Here is a 21399-nt window from a genome sequence, read left to right on the forward strand (position 1 = left end):
TTTAGCCTTAGGTAAAGGGTTATAGCTCCATGTATGCGGGTGTTTTTAGATTACATCGCGCTGGGATTGTATATCTGTAGAAAAATAATTGCCAATATTAAGCTGCTGGGTATTTTAATCATAACAAAATGATATCCTCGTTATTTATTAGTTGTTCAACTAGTATTAAATCGGGAAATATAATTGCTTGAGTGATTGTTAAAAATTTGTGTGGCTGTGATTAAATTTGGTTGTGTTTATGACGGAAATTATTAGCGTATTTGTTAAAATAAGAATGAAAAACTTATGGTTCAGGATCTTTAAATATAATAAATTTCTGTATGTAATGTTGTTTGTTTCAAAATCTTTCATTAGAGGAGTAATTAATGAAAACATACTGGAGGGAAATTTTAAGAATATGGCAAAGGTTATTACACCTTTGCCATTTAAATTTATTAAAGGAAGTTGTTACGATCTTATAAAAGGCAGAGAAAAATTCACCCCTTTCAAAAAGATAAACGCCAGCAGCAGCCCGCCCCACAGGGCCATGGTGATATAACTGCTCACCCCGAGGATATTCAGCCCGCTCTCCAGCATTTGTAGCAGGATGAGCGCCATCACCATCCCAAACACCTTGCCGAATCCGCCGTCAGGATTAATCCCGCCCAGCACTGCCGCTAGAATCGAGACCAGCAGGTAAGACTCACCGTATGAGGCTTTCGCCGAGTTCAGTTTTGACATCATCAGCAGCCCGGCAATCACGCACAGGACCGAGGACAGGATATACACCCAGATTAGCGTCTTACGGGTGTTAATCCCGGAATAGTGGCTGGCCTGCTCGTTGGAGCCAATCAGGTAGATGGTCCTTCCGAAAGCGGATTTCTCAAGGATAATCCACATCACAATGACCACGGCAATAAACACCAGCAGCGGCGTGGGGATGCCCAGTACGCTGGAGCTGTTGATCGACAGAATATAGTCCGGGAAGTGGGTAATCGACGAGCCGCGAGAAATGACGATATTGATACCGTTTAACAACGTCATAATCCCCAGCGTCGCCAGGATGGGCGAAACACGCACCACTGCAATCAACATGCCGTTGATAAAACCAATCACCAGCGCGGTGGCAAAACCGGATACCAGCACCAGCACTACGGCAAATGCGCCTGGCGGGTAGTGGGTCGCCACCCATGCCATGATCAGCGCACAGGCGTTCATGGTGGCGATAATCGACAGGTTAATCCCGCCGGTCAGCATGGTGACCGCCATCGCCAGCGCCAGCACGCCGAGGATGGGCATTTGCGAGGCGATGGACTGGAAGTTAGCTGCCGACCAGAACACATTCGGGATCAAGAAGCTGAACGCCAGCACGGTCACGCCAATCAGCACGCTCAGGTAAATTTCAACATTATCTTTAATTTTGCGATTGCTCATAGCGCGACTCCCTGGGTTTTACGCTGGCCCCACGCGGTGGTGCTGATACTGATCACAATCACCAGACCGGTGACAACCGTATGCCAGTAAGAAGAGATACCGAGCAAATTGAGGCCGTTTTGCAATACCGCCAGCAGGATCACCCCCAGCAGCGTGCCAAGCAGCGTCCCACGCCCGCCGATAATGCTGGTGCCGCCCAGCACCACGGCGGCCAGTACCGTCAGTTCATAACCCAACAGCGAGTCGGGTGCCACGGTCAGCACGGTGGCGGATTGCACCACCCCCGCGACGCCGGACATCAGCCCCATATAGCCATACACGAACAGTTGCAGTTTAAAGATGCCAAAACCCATCCGCGATGCTGCTTCGCGGTTGCCGCCCATGGCGTAAATCATGCGCCCAATGCTGGTTTTATTCATGATGATGCCGGTAAGCGCCACCACCACAATCAGCGTCAGGATTTGCAGGCTCAGGCCATAATCGTAGCCGTCGGCAGCGGTGAATTTAAACAGCATCACCCCCTGTTCAAACCATTCCGGATAGCTGTACAGCCAGACGCCTTTGGTGAGATACAGCAGCAGGCCATAGAAAATATTCAGCGTGGAAATGGTAATGATGATCGACGGGACGCTAAGCCGGTTGACCAGAATGGCGTTTACCACCCCCAGCAGCAGGCCAATGCCGCCGCTGAGCGCGAAGGCGAGGGCGAAGTTGCCGGTGGTGTTCTGGATCAGCGTCACCATCACATACTGCGAGATGATGGTCATGGCGGGAAACGAGATATCAATCCCGCCGGAAATCAACACAATAAACAGACCGCATGCCAGAATCGTCAGCATGGCGTAGTTGTTGATTAAATCGTAGATGTTACCCAGTGTCATAAAATCGGGGCTGGCGAACGACAGGTAGCCGCCGATGATGAGGATAGTGATCCCCAAAAAAAGTTCATGCTTTTTTATGCCGAATTTATTAACCATTGACGACCTCTGCTAACTCGGCTTCCGTGGTTTTTGATGGCCAAAACTCCGCCGTCATTTCCCCTTTACGCATCACCAGGATGCGGTGACTGTTAAAAAACGCCTCGTCGATTTCATCGGTAACCATCAGAACCGCAATACCGTTCTGGGCCAGCGCGTTAATAATCTGGTAAATCCCTGCCTTGTTGGCGATATCGACCCCGACGGTAGGCGAGTCGAGGATCAGCACTTTGGGCTTGATCGCCAGCCACTTGGCGATGGCGACGCGCTGGGCGTTGCCGCCTGAAAGGGTATTCACCGGATGGTGAACGCTGCCGATTTTGATGGTGAGCTGTTTGACCAGGTCTTCCACCACCGCATCGGATTTACGCCGGTCCAGCAGCCGCCATGCGGTTTTCAGCCGCGACAGCACGGTAGAGATAATGTTGTCATTAATGGATTGCGCCATCACCAGACCCGTACCCATGCGGTCTTCAGAGACATAACCAATGCCCGCATCAATGGCGTCGCGGTTGCTTTTGAAGTTAACCGGCTGGCCGTCGATCAGGATTTCGCCGCGGTCCGGGCGCGTCAGGCCAAACAGGCTCATACAAAGTTCGGTACGTCCCGCGCCCAATAGCCCGGTAATGGCCACGATTTCGCCTTTATGCACCCGCAGCGACACGTCGTAAAACTCGTCTTCGCGGCTTAAGTGCTTAACCTCCAGCGCGACCTCGCCGAGCTGCTCACGGGGCGTCAGGCACTGATATGAGAACGCTAACCCGGTCATCAGAAACGCGAGTTTTTTATTGTCGACTTCGGCTGCCGGATAGGTACCGATCAGCTTGCCGTCTTTCAGCACTGTGATACGGTCAGAAATCGCCATCACTTCCACCAGCCGGTGGCTGACGAATACCACGCAAATCTGGCGCTGCTTCAGGTCGTTGACCACCTTAAGCAGGCCTTTCACTTCCTGCATGGTCAGCGATGCGGTGGGCTCATCCATAATGATCAGCCTGGCATCCTGCGCCAGCGCGCGACAGATAGCGACAATCTGGCGTTGGGCGATAGGCAGCGATTCAACGGTAGCGTCCAGATCCAACGTCGCGCCGATGCTTTGCAGCGTTCTTTCGGCAATCTCGCGGATCTCGCGTTGGTTCACCCAGGATTTTTTATGGTACTGATGAATGGCGATGTTTTCGGCCACCGTCAGATTGGGGAACAGCGACAGATCCTGATAAATCACCTGGATACCGGCTTTTACCGAATCGACAGGGGAGAGACGGGAAACCGGCGCGCCGTCGATTTCAATCTGCGCGCCGGGGTCGGGTTGATACACGCCGGAAATGATTTTAATCAGGGTCGATTTACCACAGCCGTTTTGTCCGGCCAGGCAATGCACTTCCCCCGGCAACAGCGTCAGCGCGACGTTATCCAGCGCCTTAACGCCGTAAAACGTTTTGCTGATGTTGGCCAGCGAAATAAAAGGCTTCATGACCACCTCATAGAGACAATTATCGCCGGGCGTGGAAGCGGCCGGCGAGCAAGTAAACAGTCAGCTCCGGCGCGTCTGCGAGCAGCGCGCCGGAGTAAAGGCCTGATTAATACAGGCTGTCGATATTGTCTTTGGTAACGCGCAGCACATTGTGGAACTTGATAATGCGTTTGTCGGTGTCGACATCGGCTTTACCCAGTTTCGGGATATCGAGACCCTGTTTGATCTCTTCGCCTTTGATGACCTTATCGGCAACCGCCGTCAGCGCATAACCCGCGGTGGCCGGGTCGTAAGTCACGCCCATGGTGATGTCGCCGCTCTTGATAAGCGAAGCCGCCTGGGACGGGATCATCATGCCGAACACGAACACTTTGCCGCGCGCGCGTTTCTCTTTCACCGCGCGACCGGCACCGATCGGGCCCTGGGAACCGAAGGAGATCACGCCTTTCAAATCAGAGTGCGCTTTCATTAAATCGAGGGTAGTACGACGGGCATCGTCAATGTTTTCCGCCACCGGCATACGCGTGGTGACTTCGTGCATCTCCGGGTAATGCTCTTTCTGGTATTTAACGAACAGATCGGCCCACAGGTTGTGCTGAGGCACGGTCAGGCCGCCGACGTAAATCACATAGCCGCCTTTACCGCCCATGGCTTTCGCCATTTCTTCTACGTTATCAGCCGCGAATTTTTCGTTATCGATGATTTCCACGTCCCAGTTAGCGGACGGTTGCCCCGGGGATTCGTTGGTCAGCACCACAATGCCCTGGTCGCGCGCTTTCTTGAACACCGGCTCCAGCACGTTGGCATCGTTAGGGACGATGGTGATAGCAGAGACTTTTTTGGCAATCAGGTCTTCGATAATTTTGACCTGCTGCGGGGCATCGGTACTGGAAGGGCCGACCTGATAGGCGTTAATGCCCAAATCTTTTCCGGCGTTGGTCACGCCTTCGCCCATACGGTTAAACCAGGGCATCCCGGCGATTTTGGAAATATTGACGACTTCCACCTCTTTCGCCATAGCGGAGGTGGCACAAACCATTAAGCCAAGCACGCTGGCGGATAATAATTGTTTTAAATTCATCTTACTCATCGAACACCTCTGAATGGTGACATAAGTTATAGGGTTAATGGTGTAAACACGTTGTGTTACAGGGGTGAGTCGCTGTTATGTGATTTCAAAGCCGAAGTGAGCCCTTCACAAAATCAAGGCGTGTAGTGGAAATAAAATGCCGGATGAGAGTTTCCCTGTGACTCATGCATTCCCTTAAGACACTTCTTAGGCGACTTAACGAATGTAGGAGTTACCGCCTGAAAAAGTTATGTGTTTTACTGTCATAGTTATGGATAAAACTGTTGCAAAATTGTTTTGAGAAGGTGATCACATTTGGGAGGGTAATTATTGCAACGTGTTGCAGATAATGTGCTTTAGATCGGCTGTAAACCTGTTAAATCTGAGGGTTGTGGAATCGCTTTCACAAACAATACCCGTAAAAAAGTTAAATAAACGTGATGCGTGTACAATTTTTCCGCCAAATGCATATGGACAGGACTGTTATGTCGAGTGGGCAGGACTGAAGTACTGAGCAAAGGTAGACTGAAAGTAAAATCATGCAATGGAGGCGATCAGTCACTGATTCGGCAAAATCCGGGATAAATTGCTTTAGTAGAAAATTGCCCAGTAAGACACTGCCTTATTTTCCCTTTTTTTATTCTTATCAAATTAAGAACAATTCGCTGTTGCCGTTAAAAGCGAACGGTATGTTAATTAGCCGTTGCTGTGTGCCTACAGCATTACTGGTGAATGTAACAGGCTGTTTTAATTACTGTTTTAAATGGATTTTTAAACAATGGCAATTCCTGTGTATTTATGGCTTAAAGATGAAGGCGGAGCAGAGATCAAAGGCTCTGTCGACATCCTGGGGCGGGAAGGGAGCATTCAGATAAACGGACTCAATCATGGCGTAATGCAACCTACTGATAAGCACAACGGCAAGGCAACCAGCCTTCGCGTTCATTTCCCCTTCTCATTTGACAAGGAGGTCGATGCTTCCAGTCCTTATATTTATAAGGCTGTGACCACAGGTCAGAAACTTAAATCAGCAGAGGTAAAATATTACCGTATTAACGATGCCGGTCTGGAAGAGGAATATTTTTCCACCCTCATGGAAGGCGTGAAAATTGTCAGTGTCTGCCCGATGATGATGGACATTAAAGACCCCAACTATGAGAAGCATAATCATATGGAACTGGTTGAGCTACTGTATGAAAAATCACCTGGCGTTATGTAGACGGCAACATAATTCATTCAGATAGTTGGAACGAACGCCTAACTGCGTAAGGAGAACAATATGTGGACTTATCATCAGTCGACCGGCGAAATGTATGACGACTGCAAGCTAGTAGAGACAGGCTACTCCGGCGCACTTACCAATAAAAACAACCCCGACCGCCAGCATGTTAAGGGACTTGGTCCATTGCCACGTGGGACCTATAAAATTGCCGGACACTCAACTTCAAAGGGACCGGTGACAATAATTCTGGAGCAAATCTCCGGGGAATCGTTTGGTCGCTCAGATTTCCGTATACATGGCGAGCGTGTTCATGGTCCGGCGGGGTTTGCTTCTGAGGGCTGTATTATTCTTTCGTTATCGACACGTCGGAAAATCTTACGAGATGGGGGGAATCTGGAGGTTGTCCGATGATGCGACTGACCGTACTACTGCTGGCGGGGTTGGCGCTTCCGCTATTTGCTGCCGAGATAGACTGGCCCATAGCGTTGCAAAAAGTGGCAGCAGGTGATGCGGGCTGGTTAGAGCGGACCCCGGCGCTGGCAAAAATTGCCGATGTTAAGCAGGCACAGGAGCTTGAGGATGCGCTGGCTACGGCACTGTCGAATAACCCGACCGCCGCACTACAAACCCTTCGCAGAATTGATGCTGGTAAGTGGCCGCATATGATTGGGTCCGATATCGTTTGTTCGCCACCGACCGAGAAAACACCGGCAGAGGTTGAGGTATTTTATCAGCGTACACGCCATGCACTTCTGACGACGAACGATGGCGCTCAGTGTCTCTGGATCCTTGAGGCGTCCTGGGAAGAACTGAACGCAGATAAAATCAGAAAGACCCAGTGAGATACGTTACCCGGCCAATGTTATGGCTGGGTAATCCCTCCACACGCTCTTGCTCTGGCTGATTATATTAAAAGTGTAAATCTCGCAGATCTAAGAAGTACTTTTTCTGCATCGGGCGCAGGGCATGCAATACAAGCATGACTTAATTTAAATCCTGAATTCCTCGCGTTTCCTTCCGCTTTTCCGGCGATTGAATCCGGGTGTCGTTGCGCATAATGGACGCATGACATTACGGAATCTCCATTGTGGCTGAAGATAGCGACCAGGAAAAAACAGAAGCCCCCACACCCCACCGACTTGATAAGGCGCGTGAAGAGGGGCAAATCCCCCGTTCCCGTGAACTGACCTCGCTGCTGATGCTGCTGGTGGGGATCAGCATTCTGTGGATCGGCGGGGAGCCTGTCGCCCGCAAACTGGCGGCGATGCTCACGGCTGGCCTGCATTTCGATCACAGTATTATCAACGATCCCGGACTTATTGTGAGCCAAATCAGCAGTCTGATCCAACAGGCGCTGCTGGCGCTGTTACCCCTGCTGGTCGGCCTGGTGCTAGTGGCGATCGCCGCGCCCATGATGTTGGGCGGCGTGTTATTTAGCGCCAAATCCCTGGCGTTTAACCCCGGCAAACTCAACCCCATCGCCGGGATCAAACGGCTGTTTTCCTCTCAGGCGCTGGCGGAACTGGTCAAGGCGGTGTTAAAGGCGACGCTGGTAGGCAGCGTCACGGCCTGGTATCTGATGCATAACTGGCCCGAAATGCTGCGGCTGGTCAGCGAAGCGCCCGTCGCTGCTCTGAGTAATTCCCTCAATCTGGTGGCGCTGTGCGGCCTGCTGATCGTGCTGGGCCTGATCCCAATGGTTGGGTTTGACGTGTTCTGGCAAATCTATAGCCATATCAAAAAACTGCGCATGACCCGCCAGGATATCCGCGACGAATTTAAAGACCAGGAAGGCGACCCGCACGTGAAAGGGCGCATCCGCCAGCAGCAGCGCGCTGCCGCGCGCCGCCGCATGATGTCGGACGTGCCCAAAGCAGATGTGATCGTGACCAACCCCACGCACTACGCCGTGGCGCTGAAATACGACGAAAACAAAATGAGCGCGCCGAAGGTGCTGGCGAAGGGCGCAGGCCTGGTGGCGTTACGCATCCGCGAAATTGGCAACGAACACCGTATTCCGATGCTGGAAGCCCCGCCGCTGGCGCGTGCGCTGTGGCGTCACGCCGAAATCGGCCAGCAGATCCCCGGTCAACTGTACGCCGCCGTGGCGGAAGTGCTGGCCTGGGTATGGCAGCTCAAACGCTGGCGCATGGCTGGCGGACTGATCCCCAAAAAACCGCAAAACTTACCGGTGCCTGAGGCGCTGGACTTTATGAACGAGAAGGACACCGATGGCTAATCTGGTGGCGATGCTGCGCCTGCCCAGCAATTTGAAAACAACCCAATGGCAGATTCTGGCCGGGCCGGTTCTGATCATGCTGATCCTGTCGATGATGGTATTGCCGTTACCGGCATTCGTCCTCGACCTGCTGTTTACCTTCAACATCGCACTGTCGATCATGGTGCTGCTGGTGGCGATGTTCACCCAGCGCACCCTGGAATTTGCCGCTTTCCCGACCATTCTGCTGTTCACCACCTTGCTGCGCCTGGCGCTGAACATTGCTTCCACCCGTATCATCCTGATGGAAGGCCATACCGGCGGCGCGGCGGCGGGTAAAGTGGTCGAAGCCTTCGGCCACTTCCTGGTGGGCGGAAACTTCGCGGTGGGTATCGTAGTGTTTATCATCCTGGTGATCATTAACTTTATGGTTATCACCAAGGGTGCCGGGCGTATCGCGGAAGTGGGGGCGCGTTTCGTACTGGACGGGATGCCCGGTAAACAGATGGCGATCGACGCCGACTTGAACGCCGGCATTATCGGGGAAGAAGAAGCCAAAAAACGCCGTTCCGAAGTGACCCAGGAAGCGGATTTCTACGGCTCGATGGACGGTGCAAGTAAGTTCGTGCGCGGCGATGCCGTGGCGGGGCTGCTGATTATGGTGATTAACATTGTCGGTGGCCTGCTGGTTGGCGTCATTCAGCACGGCATGCCGATGGCACAGGCGGCGGAAAGCTACACGCTGCTGACTATCGGCGACGGTCTGGTCGCGCAGATCCCGGCGCTGGTGATTTCAACCGCCGCAGGCGTGATCGTGACCCGCGTCAGCACCGATCAGGACGTCGGTGAGCAGATGGTCGGCCAGCTGTTCAGCAACCCGCGCGTGATGTTGCTCAGCGCCGCCGTTCTGGGGCTGCTGGGGCTGGTGCCGGGGATGCCGAACCTGGTGTTCCTGCTGTTTACCGTGGCGCTGCTGGCCCTGGCCTGGTGGATGCGCGGTCGTGAAACCGCCGAAGCTCCCGCGCCGCAGCAGGTTAAACAACCAGAAAATCCGCAAGCGGTGGAAGCCACCTGGAGCGACGTTCAACTGGAAGATCCGCTGGGAATGGAAGTGGGCTACCGCTTGATTCCGATGGTGGATTTCCAGCAGGACGGCGAACTGCTGGGCCGCATCCGCAGTATTCGTAAGAAATTCGCCCAGGATATGGGCTTCCTGCCGCCGGTAGTGCACATCCGCGACAATATGGATCTGCCCCCGGCGCGCTATCGCATTCTGATGAAGGGCGTGGAAATCGGCAGCGGCGACGCCTATCCGGGACGCTGGCTGGCGATTAACCCTGGCACCGCCGCAGGCACCTTGCCAGGCGAGCAAACCATCGATCCGGCCTTCGGTCTGGCGGCAATCTGGATTGAAAGCGCCCTGAAAGAACAGGCGCAGATCCAGGGCTTTACCGTGGTGGAAGCCAGTACCGTGGTGGCGACCCATCTTAATCATCTTATCGGCCAGTATGCGCCGGAACTGTTTGGCCGTCAGGAAGCGCAGCAACTGCTTGACCGCGTAACACAGGATATGCCGAAGCTGACCGAAGATCTGGTGCCAGGCGTGATCACCCTCACTACGCTGCATAAAGTGCTGCAAAGCCTGCTGGCCGAAAAAGTGCCGATCCGCGATATGCGCACCATTATCGAAACCCTGGCGGAACATGCGCCGTTGCAGAACGATCCCCATGAATTGACCACCGTGGTGCGCGTAGCGCTGGGCCGCGCCATCACTCAGCAGTGGTTCCCCGGTAGCGGGGAAGTGCAGGTGATTGGCCTGGATACCGCGCTGGAGCGTTTGCTGTTGCAGGCCCTACAGGGCGGCGGCGGACTGGAGCCGGGGCTGGCGGATCGCCTGCTTGAGCAGGCGCAGGAAGCGTTGCAGCGCCAGGAGATGCTGGGCGCGCCGCCGGTGCTGCTGGTAAACCATGCACTGCGCCCGCTGCTGTCGCGCTTTTTGCGCCGCACGCTGTCGCAGCTGGTGGTGCTCTCTAATATGGAATTGTCGGAGAACCGTAACATCCGCATGACGGCGATTATCGGAGGTAAATAATGCGCGTACTGGCGGGATTATTGTTGCTCGCGCCGCTGCTTTCCCTTGCGGCAGAAGGCGCATGGCAGAGCAGCGCGGTAGGGGCCACGCTGGGCTGGCGCGGCCAGGCAGTCTCATCACCGCCGCTGGCTCCTTCGCAGCCGGTATCCGGTTTAATGACGCTGGTCGCCTGGCGCTATGAACTTACTGGCCCAACGCCTGCTGGATTGCAGGTGCGGTTGTGCAGTGCAAACCACTGTGTGCCGATTGAAGGGCAGAGCGGGACAACCCAGGGTTTCGCAAACATCGCCGCCAGCGAACCCTTGCGCTTTATCTGGGAAGTCCCCGGTGGCGGTAAACTGTTCCCGGTACTGCGAGTGCGATCCAACCAGGTGATCGTCAACTATCGTTAGGGGCATTCTTCCCCAAACAATGTAAGACCCGCCCAGGCGGGTTTTATTTTTCTCTGTCCATTTCAATACACTTGTCCGATAAAAACGAACCGTTGTTTCACAAAAACGTGATGTAAACGAGCGTTCTTCACGTTATTGCCACCTTTTGTAAAACCGTGGCGAAAACACAAAGGTTTCCCACTGACGCTGATTTTACTTTAGGCATGAAAGATTTCATGCAGACCCCTCACCGGGCCGTGACTTGCAATCTCCCTTATTCCTTGTAACGGGTTGACGGCAATGACAAAACGTAAAATTGGACTGGCAAATTATCTGGCTTATGGCTCAGGCGATTTCCTGGGAGCAGGGACCACCGCGCTCACCGCCGCCTGGCTGCTGTACTTCTATACCACCTTCTGTGGCCTGACGCCGGTTGAGGCGACGTTTATCTTCGCAATGGCAAGGGTGCTGGATGCGGTGGTCAGCCCGTTAATGGGCTTTTTAACCGATAACTTCGGCTCGACCTGGCTCGGCAAACGCTTTGGACGACGTAAGTTCTTTATCCTGCTGGGTATCCCGCTGGTGTTTAGCTACACCTTTATGTGGGTGGGCGGCATGGGCTACGGGTATTACCTGGTGACGTACCTGATCTTCGACGTGGTTTACACCATGATCCTGGTGCCGTATGAAACGCTGGTGCCGGAAATGACCGACGACTTCAAACAGAAAACCAAGTTTTCCGGCGCGCGCATCTCGATGGCCCAACTCTCGGCAATCCTCGCCGCCTTCCTGCCGGGCATTCTGTTAACAATCTTCGGTAAGGACAACGCCATCTCCTTTTTCTACGCCAGCGTGGTATTTGCCACCCTGTGCGCCATGGTACTGACTCTGGTGTGGTGCTTTACCTGGGAACGGCCGCAGCTGGAGTGGACCGAAGCGGCGTTGCGCGCGGAGCAGGAAAAGAAAAGCCTGACGTTCCTGCAAAGCATGAAGCGGCTGAATATCGAATTAACCTCAACGCTGCGGATTAAAATTTTCCGCCAGCATCTGGGGATGTATCTGGGAGGGTACATCGCCCAGGACGTGTTCAACGCCGTGTTTACGTATTACGTGGTGTTTGTATTGATGCAGAGCGCATCGCTGGCCTCCAGCCTGATGGGCGCGATGGCGATCATGCAATTTATCGCGGTGATCGCCATGATCCCGCTGTGTATCAAGTTTGGCCCGGCACCGTCTTACCGGGTGGTAGTAGTACTGTTCGGCCTGAGCGCCATTTCCTACGGCGTGCTGTGGTATGCGGGGTTAAGCGATGTGTTTGCGCTGCTGTTGCTGGTATCCGGCGTCGCCGGGCTGGGGCGTGGCGGCATCAACTATGTGCCGTGGAATACCTACACCTATATCGCCGACGTGGATGAAGTGATCACCGGGCAGCGGCGCGAAGGGATTTTCGCCGGGATTATGACCCTGACCCGCAAGGCATCGCAGGCGGGGGCGGTAATGCTGGTGGGGATCGTGATGCAGATGTCCGGCTTTGTCTCCGGCCAGACGACCCAGCCGTCCGCTGTTAGCCAGACTATCCTGCTGATTTTAAGCGTCGGCACGGTGATTGTGCTGGCCTGCGGTTTCCTGATTTCCCTGCGCTTCAAACTCAATCTGCACACCCACAGCGTACTGCGTGAAGAAACCGCGAAAATGCGCCTTGCCAATCGCCCGGTTCCGGAAGCCATTACCCCACAGGCGCGTGCAACCGTCGAAATGCTGGCGGGTATGCCGTATGAGGCGCTGTGGGGCAATAACGACATCGGCTATCTGAACCGTAACAAGTCCGCCGCTGCGCGAACTCTTACTTCCCAACAAGGTTAAGCGAATGATTATTTATCCTGTAAAACACAGCTCGCTGCTGCGCCAGCCCGAGCGCATCATTTCCCGCGAGGAGTTGAAAGCCCTGATCCATAAAGTGACCGATAACCTGATTCATATTCACGATGATACCGGCCAGTTTTTGCTGAGGCTGGATGACGGGCGGGTTATTGATACCAAAGGCTGGGCCGGGTGGGAGTGGACGCATGGCATCGGGCTATATGGTATCTGGCAGTATTACCGCCAGACAGGTGAAGCGGGGATGTGCCAGATTATCGACGCCTGGTTTGCCGACCGCTTCGCCGAAGGAGCAACCACCAAAAACGTGAATACCATGGCCCCGTTTTTGACGCTGGCTTACCGCTACGAGGAAACGCGCAACCCGGAATTTCTCCCCTGGCTGGAAACCTGGGCCGAGTGGGCGATGTACCAGATGCCGCGTACCGATTATGGCGGCATGCAGCACATCACCCTCGCCGAGGAGAATCATCAGCAGATGTGGGATGACACCCTGATGATGACCGTCCTGCCGCTGGTTAAAATCGGCAAATTACTCAACCGGCCCGAATACGTCGAAGAGGCCACTTATCAGTTCCTGCTGCATGTGCAGAACCTGATGGATCGCGAAACCGGGCTGTGGTTTCACGGCTGGAATTACCAGGGGCGGCATAATTTTGCCCATGCGCGCTGGGCGCGCGGCAATAGCTGGCTGACCATTGTGATCCCCGATTTTCTCGAATTGGTCGATCTGCCAGATAATAACGCGGTGCGCCGTTATCTGGTGCAGGTGCTGGAAAACCAGGTGGCAGCGCTGGCGAAGTGCCAGGATGAAAGTGGCCTGTGGCATACCCTGCTGGACGATCCGCATTCGTATCCTGAAGCCTCCGCTACGGCGGGTTTTGCCTACGGGATCCTCAAGGGGATTCGGCAGCGCTATCTGCCGAAGCGCTATGCCGAGGTGGCGGAAAACGCGATTGCCGGGATCGTCAGGCATATCTCCCGCGACGGTGAGCTTCAACAGGTGTCGTTTGGTACCGGCATGGGGCACGATCTGGCGTTTTATCGCAATATCCCGCAGACCTCGATGCCGTATGGCCAGGCGATGGCGATACTCTGCCTGACGGAATATTTACGGACTTATTACTAAGGCAATAACAGCCGGGCCTGACAGCATCAGGCCCGGCGCGCGATACGCTTAAGCCGCCACTTTTTGGTGTAAGGCGATAATTTCCTGGCCCAGTTCCATCAGCATGATGGCATTCATTAAATGATCCTGGGCATGCACCATTACCAGATGCACCGGGATCTTCCCGCTGCCTTCATCCATTTCAATCAGCCGGGTTTGCACATGATGCGCCGATGACAGCGCTTCCTGGGCCTGGTGCATTAAGTCTTGTGCCTGGGCAAAGTCCTGTTGCTCGCGGGCACAGCGGATCGCCTGGAAAACCAGACTACGCGCATAGCCGGAGTTGGCAATCAGTTCTATCACCTCGTTTTCAAGATCCATGTTATGCCTCATCCATTAGCGCCAGCGCCTGATCGAGCACTTTGTCACCTTTCATGGTGCCGTACGCCATCATGTCGATGCAGGCGATTTTCTTGCCGTGCTGCTGGGCGATTTTTTCGCACTCCGGCAGCTTATAGCGGATTTGCGGGCCCAGCAGCGCCACGTCAAATTCGGCGGCGCAGGTTTTATAGTCGCGTACCGATTTAGCGCAGATCTCGACCGCCAGCCCGCGCTTCTGTGCTTCGTCCTGCATTTTCTTTACCATCATGCTGGTCGACATCCCCAGGTCACAAACCAGAAGGATCTTTTTCATTTTACTTCTCCCGTTTCGAGCAAATGCTGAATTAAAAGGGGTACAGGGCGGCCCGACGCCACGCTGTAACCCTGTTCCCGCCACAGCGCCGTTCCGCTGATATCCAGATGCGCCCAGGGAATTTCTGCCGGGCAAAAACGATTGAGGAACCAGGCGGCGGAGGTGCTAATGGCGGCATTGTTGGTCGGCGTGTTGCAAATATCAGCGATGCGGCTTTCCACCTGCGGGGCAAAGCGGGCATCCAGCGGCATCGGCCACAGGCTGTCGCCGCTGTGCTCCGCCGCCGTCGACAGGGTGCGGGTCAGCGCCGCATCGTTGCTCCACAGGCCGGTGATGTCATAACCCAGCGCTTTCACCACCGCGCCGGTAAGTGTGGCCATATCAATAATGTAGTGCGGGGACTGCTGCTCTTTACGCAGCGCGGCGGCCCAGGCGATAGCATCCGCCAGTACCAGGCGGCCTTCGGCATCGGTGTTGTTAATTTCAACGCTTAAGCCTGAATAGCTGGTGGCAATCTCGCCGGGGCGCATCGCATCCGACCCCGGCATGTTTTCCGCCAGCGCCAGCACGCCCACCAGGCGTACCGGCAGTTTAAGTTCCGCCGCGGCTACCAACAGACCAAAGACATTGGCGGCGCCGCACATGTCATATTTCATGGTGTACATGCCTTCGCCGCTCTTGAGCCATAAGCCGCCGGTATCGAAGGTGATGCCTTTGCCAACGTATACGCCAAACGGCCCCTCGTCGCAGCCGTCATAATGAATAACCAACAGCCGGGGCGGGTTACTGGCTCCTTTGCCCACCGCGTGCAGCAGGCCCAGGCCGTGCTGCTGGATTTGGTTCTCATCCAACACTTCACAGCGCAGTTGCGGGTAATCTTCGGCCTGGCGAACAATATCGCTGACCATAAAGGCAGGGGTGCATCGTTCGGAAGGCAGGTCCGCAAGACGCCGGGCGGCAATCATCCCTTTGGCGCAGGCGGCGGTCTGGGTGAGTAGGGCGCTCAGCGCGTTTTGCTGATGGGGTAAACACCAGAGCGTCAACTGGCTCAGGCGCACGGCGCGATCGGCGGGTTTTTTATATCCCAGATCGCTTACCTGATAATCCAGATTAAACAGGCTGTGCAGCAAAGAAATCACGATGGCGCGATGCTTTTTGTCATCCATGTCCCAGCGGCTGGTATCCAGCACCAGATGCGGGCAGGTGGTTTTGCGGCAAAGACCGCGTAGCGCTGCCGCCAGTTTTTGCGTCAGCCCATCCAGCCAGTCGCTTTCAGGCACGACCGTCACCCGGCCAAACGGCGCGCAGCCGAAGGCGCAATCTGCCAGGCTGTGCGCTGCCTGCTGGCGTAGCGCCTCTTTTAGCGCTGCGCCGATCTCGCCGTTTTGTAATAAAGAACTGTCCGGCCACGTGACCAGATGCATGTCATCACGTGCCGCCAGCGGCCCGTGGGTCAGAAGGGAATTAATCATAGTGAGGGTCTCCGATGGGCGCGCGGATGCGCGCCGCATAATCGCTCATCCACTGTTCATCCGCCTCGGTATAGCACGTTTGCCCATCACGCCTGTCGGCAAGATAAACCGTTGGTGGAAGGTGTTCATTCGCGACGACAAAAGAAAAGGTTTTAATATTGGTGGCTGCACCAAATTCGCCGTCCCGGTTCATGCACACCACCGACAGGTCACCCACTCTTCCAAAACGCGCCATCAACTTGTCTTCCAGCTCCAGCACCACCGAATCTGCCGCCCGCTGGGGCGACATGCCGCCTTCCATACGCCGGACAATCTCGTAACTGACGCAGCCTTTCATTAGGTCTTCGCCCACGCCGGTGGCGGTTGCTGCGCCGATCTGGCTGTCGCAGTAGAAACCGGAGCCGATCACCGGTGAATCGCCCAGGCGTCCCCGGCGTTTCATAAACAGGCCGCTGGTGGAGGTGGCGACGCTCATCGAACCCTGGGTATCCAGGCCGATCATGCCAACCGTGTCGTGACCGTCATAGGGGCTTAATCCCCGGTCGATAGTTTCCCGGCAGCGCTTGCGGTAGTGCTGGGTGGCGCGTTCGGTCAGCATGGTTTTGGCGGCAAACCCTTCGCTCAACGCCCATTCACGGGCACCCGCTCCCACCAGCAGGCTGTTAAAGCGCTGACGGCTCAGGGCATGGGCGACGCGTACCGGGTTGGCAATGTCGATCAGGTTGCCCACTGCGCCAAAGGCCAGGGTATCGCCGTCCATAAACGCCGCATCCAGTTCCACTTCGCCCTGCTCGTTCGGCAAACCGCCGTAGCCCACCGATTTGTAGAAGGGAAAATCCTCCACCTCTGCAACGGCATCGACCACCGCTCTGGCGGACGTCGCGCCTTTTTTCAGCGCATCGCTGGCCTGGACAATACCTTCCAGCGCCATACGCCACGTTGCGATCATTCCCCACATATCCGTCTCCTGTGTTATTTCTGCGCTTCAGACGCGCAGTACTGCTTATCAACGATCCTCAGGAAAGGCAGATAAAGCATCGCGCCAATCAAAAGATTCAGAATTTGCATCACGCTGCCGCTGATATGCCCGGTGACGATAAACCCGCTGATCACCGGCGGCAGCGTCCACGGAATAAACACGCCGGTGGTCACCGCGACCATCTCAATTTTCATCGCCACGTATTGCACGGTGACCAGCACCAGCGGCACCAGGTTGAAGGGGATCAGCATGATCGGGTTCATGATGATCGGCAGGCCAAACAGGATCGGCTCATTGATGTTAAACACCGACGCCCCCGCGCCCAGCCGCGCCACTTCGCGCATACTTTTACTGCGCGCGAAAATCAGCATGGCGATGACTAACGACAGCGTGGCGCCCGCGCCGCCCATCCAGATCATGTCGAAGAACTGTTCAGTAATAATGTGCGGTGGGGTGACGCCTGCCTGAATGGCCGCGATGTTATCGGTCTGGTTCTCCATCCACAGTGGGCGAATAATGCCGTTTACCATCGAGCCAGAGTTAATGCCCACCGACCACAGCAGAGTAATCGACAGCACAGTCAGCAGCGCGCCGATGTAGGACGTGCCAAAATGGCGGACCGGCGTGGCAACCACCTGATAAATAAACTGGTGAATGGTGTTGAACGAGGTATGTTCGAAAGCGATACGGATAATCAGCACCAGCACGATCACCGTCAGCGCGGGGATCAGCGCCGCAAAAGACTCCTGAACCGCAGGCGGCACGCCTTCGGGCATTTTGATCACCCAATTTTTACGCTTCAAAAAGCAGAACAGTTCGGTCCACAGCAGCGAACCAATCATGGCGACAAACAGGCCTTTGCTGCCAATCCACTCAGTGGGCACCACGGTGATATTGCCCAGCGCTTCGACTTTGATAAAAGGCGTCAGGATCAGAAACGCCACCAGCGCCAGGATGCCGCTGGATACGCGGTCCTCTTCATAGTGTTCTGCCAGGCGATAGGCGACCAGGAAGCTGATAAACAGCGACATGGTGGAAAACACGGCGTTAAAGGGGATCTCAACAATGTTGCTCCACGTGGCACCGAAGGTTTGCGTCATAAACTGCTGATACTGCTGATTTGGGAACGACGAAACGATCAGCAGCACCGATCCGACGATGATAAAGGGCATAAATGACACGTAGGCGGCGCGTATGGCGCACAAATGGCGTTGTTGTGCCGCCTTTGCCGCCAGGGGCATCAATCTGGCTTCGAGAAATCCCAGGACATTACTCATGGTGTACTCCGTGATTATTTTTTATGATGAACACGTGCTTTTACCTCTGCCGAATGCGGCGATTATCAGCGAAACCGTTTGGCATAAATTTGCGTCACTTCACAACATTTCCGCTACCCATAACTAGTCTCATATGATTAAATACCGATAATTTATTTCCTGAGCAGGAAAATCAGTGTGGAAATTAAACTTCATGCCAACGCGACCACGACTCCCCGTGTGCGTCGTTATATTCAGGAATCCGCTAAAAGCGACCGGGAACTTGCGCAGGAACTGGGTATTTCAGTTTCTACCGTACGCCGCTGGCGCAAGCGCACCGATGCCACGGACCGGGCAACCACGCCGAAATCAATACACAAAGCCCTGAGACCAGAACAAAGCGCCGTGATCAACTGGCTGAGACAAACCTTTACCGTCCCGCTGGATGAGCTGGTCACAATAGTGAATGCTGGAATGCAACAGCCCGTCTCCCGCGCGGGGCTGGATCGCTATCTGCGGCGGGCGGATATCGCTCATATGAATGTGCTGGGCGCGCGCGTTATGCGCGGTAAAAAAGCGGTCAAGGGCGGTCTTTTGCCGGGGCACCTACGGATTTTTTATCGTCGTATCAGCCTGTTGGCGCAGGATGGCGGTGAGTTTCACGTATTGTGGGCAGAAGAGGCGGTGAGCGGATGGCTGGCGGCCCGCGCTTACGCAGGTGCATCCCCGCAGCTGGTGACGCACTGGCTTGAAGAAGTGATGGGCGCTACACCGGGTGATATACAATCTGTTGAGACTGAAAATAAAAAATTGTTCGGCATGGGTGCGGTAAACGGATACCCGCTCCAGGAATGGTGCGCAGAAAAAGGGTTAACTCTGAGCGTCAGTGCCGATGAAACTACCGATATCACCCTCCATCTGGAATGCCGCTTAGCGGAATTAATCCCGGCCAGCGATCGGCAAAGCCTCGACGAGTATCTGCAACAGCTGTGCAGGCAGTACAACCAGCACTGGCCGCAAAAAAAACTGGGCGACCTTACGCCAACCCAGTTTTGGCAACAGTACCGTTGAGCGGTGATGAGATCGCAACGCACCTGATAATAAGGGTGTTGCGGATCACATCACCCCTTCGAGCGCCAGGTACTGGAGCAGCATAATGGTTTTGGCATCGACGATTTTTCCCTCTTTAATCGCTCTTAGCGCGTCATCAAAACCCAGCTCAACGGTTTCGACGTCTTCACCTTCTTCTTCAATACCGCCTCCTGCGCCGGTGAACTGATCGGCGTGATATTCGGCGATAAAAAAGTGCAGTTTCTCGGTGACTGACCCGGGGCTCATAAACGCCTCAAATACTTTATGGACGTTTTCAAGCCGATAGCCGGTTTCTTCTTCCGCTTCGGCCTTGATGCGCGTTTCCGGGTCAAGATTGTCCAGCAGACCGGCAGCGGCCTCCAGCAAAAAACCATCATGATTGTTGAGAAATACCGGGAGTCGGAACTGACGCACCAGGATCACGCTGCGTTTTTCGCGGTTATACAGCAACACCGTTGCACCGTTGCCCCGATCGTACGCTTCGCGGTATTGCCGTTGCCAGCTGCCGTCACGGCGTAAAAAATCGAAGGTGTATTTCTTTAGCAGATACCAGTCATGGGATAGCGTTTTACTGTCGATAAGACGAACTCGTGAATGTTCAGATTGCATTTTGCCACCTCCCTCAGTAAGGTTGCACAATAACGCGCACATTCGTGCATAGTCAATTGTATTCGTGCAATCTCGTGAAGGCGATTTATGCTTACTCCTCAACGTAAAAAGAAGATTCTCGAATTGCTGGCGGCTCAGGGACAGGTGCTTTCTAAGCAGTTAAGCGAAACCTTTGCCGTATCAGAAGATACTATCCGCCGGGATTTACGAGAGTTATCCACGGAAGGGCTATTGCAGCGCGTGCACGGCGGGGCATTACCGGCTTCAGCGGCTATTGCCACGTTTGCGGAACGCAAAAATTTATCCCTGGACAGTAAACAACGTCTCGCTCGTAAGGCAGCGGAGTTGATTATGCCGGGGCAGGTGGTGCTGATTGACGGCGGTACCACCACAAGTGAACTGGTGAAGTGCCTGCCGCTGGATCTAAACATCACCGTGGTCACACACAGCCCCGGTATTGCGCTGGGGCTTTGCGATCATCCCCATATTGACGTGGTGCTGATAGGTGGACGGCTTTATAAGCACTCGATTGTGACTGTCGGGGCCGCCACGCTGGAAGGACTAGCCAACGTTCATGCTGATGTGTGCTTTTTAGGCGTAACCGGCGTGCATGTCGAGGCGGGGTTGACGACCGGCGATTTTGAAGAGTCGTGTATTAAACGCGCGCTCTCGGCGCGGGCGGCCGAAACGATTGTGATGGCGTCTCCGGAAAAAATGAATACCGCTTCGTCGTGGGAGATTGGTGATATATCGCTAGTGAATACGCTAGTGGTGGTGAAAGAGACGGAAGATGAACTGGTGAAGCCGTTTGTGGAGCGGGGGATTGAGGTGGTGTTCGGGTAGGGTTGGGGTATTAGTTACAACATACTATTGTTTGGTAATGATTCTGTCCGGCATGGGTGTTGTTAGCGATTTTAAGCAGGAAAGGGCAGTTTGGGGTTGAAGGGGCGGTGGGCTGACCGTCGGGGGGATTGACTCGCTTCGCTCGCCGTTACTCGGCCCATCCCTGGGCCTCGCCCCTCCGGGGCCAACGCAAGCGTTGTTCAAAAACGCTCCCGGCGTTTTTGTGTGGGCGTCATGGCCTACGGCCATTCTGTACCAATGCTGCGCCAGTAGTCGAACCCCAGTTGGGGCTTCTCATCCCACCGACACGGAGCTTAAAAAGAAAAAGGCCCGTACTTTGTACGGGCCTTTTTCAGGAATATGGCGGTGAGGGGGGGATTCGAACCCCCGATACGTTGCCGTATACACACTTTCCAGGCGTGCTCCTTCAGCCACTCGGACACCTCACCATATTGTCATCCCGTTCTGTCTGGGACGGGCGCTAATGTAGGGAAATCCCGCGAAGCCGTCAATCAACTTTTCGCGTTATTGCGCGTGTTTAATCAAACTTCAAGCAACCTGCTTCTTAAAACAGCAAATTGATGAAATTCAGGGCAATGCGACTTGCATCTGACAGGCTTTGCCGCGATCCT

General features: G+C 54.6%; 19 protein-coding genes, 1 tRNA gene and 1 pseudogene. 10 read left to right on the forward strand and 11 right to left on the reverse strand.

Annotated elements, in window-relative coordinates:
- Positions 1-447: 447 nt before the first annotated feature.
- The 4 genes from ACVV26_RS08940 to ACVV26_RS08955 form a co-directional block, all read right to left on the reverse strand.
- Positions 448-1413, reverse strand: a complete 966-nt coding sequence (locus ACVV26_RS08940; RefSeq protein WP_474801055.1) for an ABC transporter permease — start codon at positions 1411-1413, stop codon at positions 448-450.
- The gene (locus tag ACVV26_RS08945) at positions 1410-2390 is read right to left on the reverse strand and encodes an ABC transporter permease (protein ID WP_312982746.1); all 981 of its coding nucleotides are present in this window, start codon (positions 2388-2390) and stop codon (positions 1410-1412) included. Before ACVV26_RS08945 ends, ACVV26_RS08940 begins: the two co-directional genes overlap by 4 nt.
- Complete coding sequence (locus ACVV26_RS08950) at positions 2383-3864, reverse strand: sugar ABC transporter ATP-binding protein (RefSeq protein WP_474801057.1); 1482 nt, start codon at positions 3862-3864, stop codon at positions 2383-2385. Before ACVV26_RS08950 ends, ACVV26_RS08945 begins: the two co-directional genes overlap by 8 nt.
- A gap of 106 nt (positions 3865-3970) precedes the next feature.
- Complete coding sequence (locus ACVV26_RS08955; protein WP_376739496.1) at positions 3971-4903, reverse strand: autoinducer 2 ABC transporter substrate-binding protein; 933 nt, start codon at positions 4901-4903, stop codon at positions 3971-3973.
- Between the two features lie 808 nt (positions 4904-5711).
- Here ACVV26_RS08955 and ACVV26_RS08960 point away from each other — a divergent pair.
- The 8 genes and pseudogenes from ACVV26_RS08960 to bglB all read left to right on the forward strand — a co-directional run bounded on the left by ACVV26_RS08960 (position 5712) and on the right by bglB (position 13843).
- Positions 5712-6202 (forward strand): annotated as a pseudogene (locus tag ACVV26_RS08960) (Hcp family type VI secretion system effector).
- A gap of 10 nt (positions 6203-6212) precedes the next feature.
- Positions 6213-6566 (forward strand): tlde1 domain-containing protein, encoded by a 354-nt coding sequence (locus ACVV26_RS08965; RefSeq protein WP_474801059.1) that lies wholly within the window; start codon positions 6213-6215, stop codon positions 6564-6566.
- Complete coding sequence (locus ACVV26_RS08970) at positions 6563-6997, forward strand: hypothetical protein (protein ID WP_312982744.1); 435 nt, start codon at positions 6563-6565, stop codon at positions 6995-6997. Before ACVV26_RS08965 ends, ACVV26_RS08970 begins: the two co-directional genes overlap by 4 nt.
- A gap of 245 nt (positions 6998-7242) precedes the next feature.
- Positions 7243-8394: a flagellar biosynthesis protein FlhB gene (gene flhB / locus ACVV26_RS08975; protein WP_474801061.1), complete on the forward strand. Its 1152-nt coding sequence runs from the start codon at positions 7243-7245 to the stop codon at positions 8392-8394.
- On the forward strand, positions 8387-10465 hold the full coding sequence (flhA, locus tag ACVV26_RS08980) for a flagellar biosynthesis protein FlhA (RefSeq protein ID WP_474801063.1): 2079 nt from the start codon (positions 8387-8389) through the stop codon (positions 10463-10465). Before flhB ends, flhA begins: the two co-directional genes overlap by 8 nt.
- A complete protein-coding gene (gene flhE, locus ACVV26_RS08985) occupies positions 10465-10857 on the forward strand; it encodes a flagellar protein FlhE (RefSeq protein ID WP_474801065.1) in 393 nt (130 codons plus the stop codon). The genes flhA and flhE overlap by 1 nt, the downstream gene beginning before the upstream one ends.
- Positions 10858-11136: 279 nt before the next feature.
- Positions 11137-12699, forward strand: a complete 1563-nt coding sequence (locus ACVV26_RS08990) for an MFS transporter (RefSeq protein ID WP_474801067.1) — start codon at positions 11137-11139, stop codon at positions 12697-12699.
- A gap of 4 nt (positions 12700-12703) precedes the next feature.
- A complete protein-coding gene (gene bglB, locus ACVV26_RS08995) occupies positions 12704-13843 on the forward strand; it encodes a beta-galactosidase BglB (RefSeq protein ID WP_474801069.1) in 1140 nt (379 codons plus the stop codon).
- Positions 13844-13891: 48 nt separating this feature from the next.
- On the opposite strand, the gene ACVV26_RS09000 is transcribed toward bglB, so the two are convergent.
- From ACVV26_RS09000 to celB, 5 genes are read right to left on the reverse strand one after another with little or no spacing between them, the layout of a single operon-like run.
- On the reverse strand, positions 13892-14203 hold the full coding sequence (locus ACVV26_RS09000; RefSeq protein ID WP_474801071.1) for a PTS lactose/cellobiose transporter subunit IIA: 312 nt from the start codon (positions 14201-14203) through the stop codon (positions 13892-13894).
- A 1-nt stretch (position 14204) separates the two neighbouring features.
- Positions 14205-14516, reverse strand: a complete 312-nt coding sequence (locus tag ACVV26_RS09005; protein ID WP_474801073.1) for a PTS sugar transporter subunit IIB — start codon at positions 14514-14516, stop codon at positions 14205-14207.
- A complete protein-coding gene (locus tag ACVV26_RS09010; protein WP_474801075.1) occupies positions 14513-15988 on the reverse strand; it encodes a leucyl aminopeptidase family protein in 1476 nt (491 codons plus the stop codon). The genes ACVV26_RS09005 and ACVV26_RS09010 overlap by 4 nt, the downstream gene beginning before the upstream one ends.
- On the reverse strand, positions 15981-16946 hold the full coding sequence (locus ACVV26_RS09015; protein WP_474801077.1) for a glycosylasparaginase: 966 nt from the start codon (positions 16944-16946) through the stop codon (positions 15981-15983). The genes ACVV26_RS09010 and ACVV26_RS09015 overlap by 8 nt, the downstream gene beginning before the upstream one ends.
- Positions 16947-16960: 14 nt before the next feature.
- Positions 16961-18244, reverse strand: a complete 1284-nt coding sequence (celB, locus tag ACVV26_RS09020) for a PTS cellobiose transporter subunit IIC (protein WP_312982729.1) — start codon at positions 18242-18244, stop codon at positions 16961-16963.
- A 177-nt stretch (positions 18245-18421) separates the two neighbouring features.
- On the opposite strand from celB, the gene ACVV26_RS09025 reads away from it, so the two are divergent.
- Positions 18422-19294: a helix-turn-helix domain-containing protein gene (locus ACVV26_RS09025; protein ID WP_474801079.1), complete on the forward strand. Its 873-nt coding sequence runs from the start codon at positions 18422-18424 to the stop codon at positions 19292-19294.
- A gap of 45 nt (positions 19295-19339) precedes the next feature.
- Here ACVV26_RS09025 and ACVV26_RS09030 read toward each other — a convergent pair whose 3' ends face one another.
- Entirely contained in the window at positions 19340-19924 is a 585-nt protein-coding gene (locus tag ACVV26_RS09030) for an NUDIX domain-containing protein (protein ID WP_474801081.1), read from the reverse strand.
- Between the two features lie 87 nt (positions 19925-20011).
- Between ACVV26_RS09030 and ACVV26_RS09035 the strand changes: the two genes are divergently transcribed.
- Entirely contained in the window at positions 20012-20767 is a 756-nt protein-coding gene (locus ACVV26_RS09035; RefSeq protein ID WP_474801083.1) for a DeoR/GlpR family DNA-binding transcription regulator, read from the forward strand.
- 361 nt (positions 20768-21128) lie between these two features.
- Here the strand turns inward: ACVV26_RS09035 and ACVV26_RS09040 are convergent.
- Positions 21129-21216, reverse strand: a tRNA-Ser gene (locus ACVV26_RS09040).
- Positions 21217-21399: the final 183 nt, after the last annotated feature.

This window comes from Atlantibacter sp. MEI4A-1023, assembly GCF_056155425.1.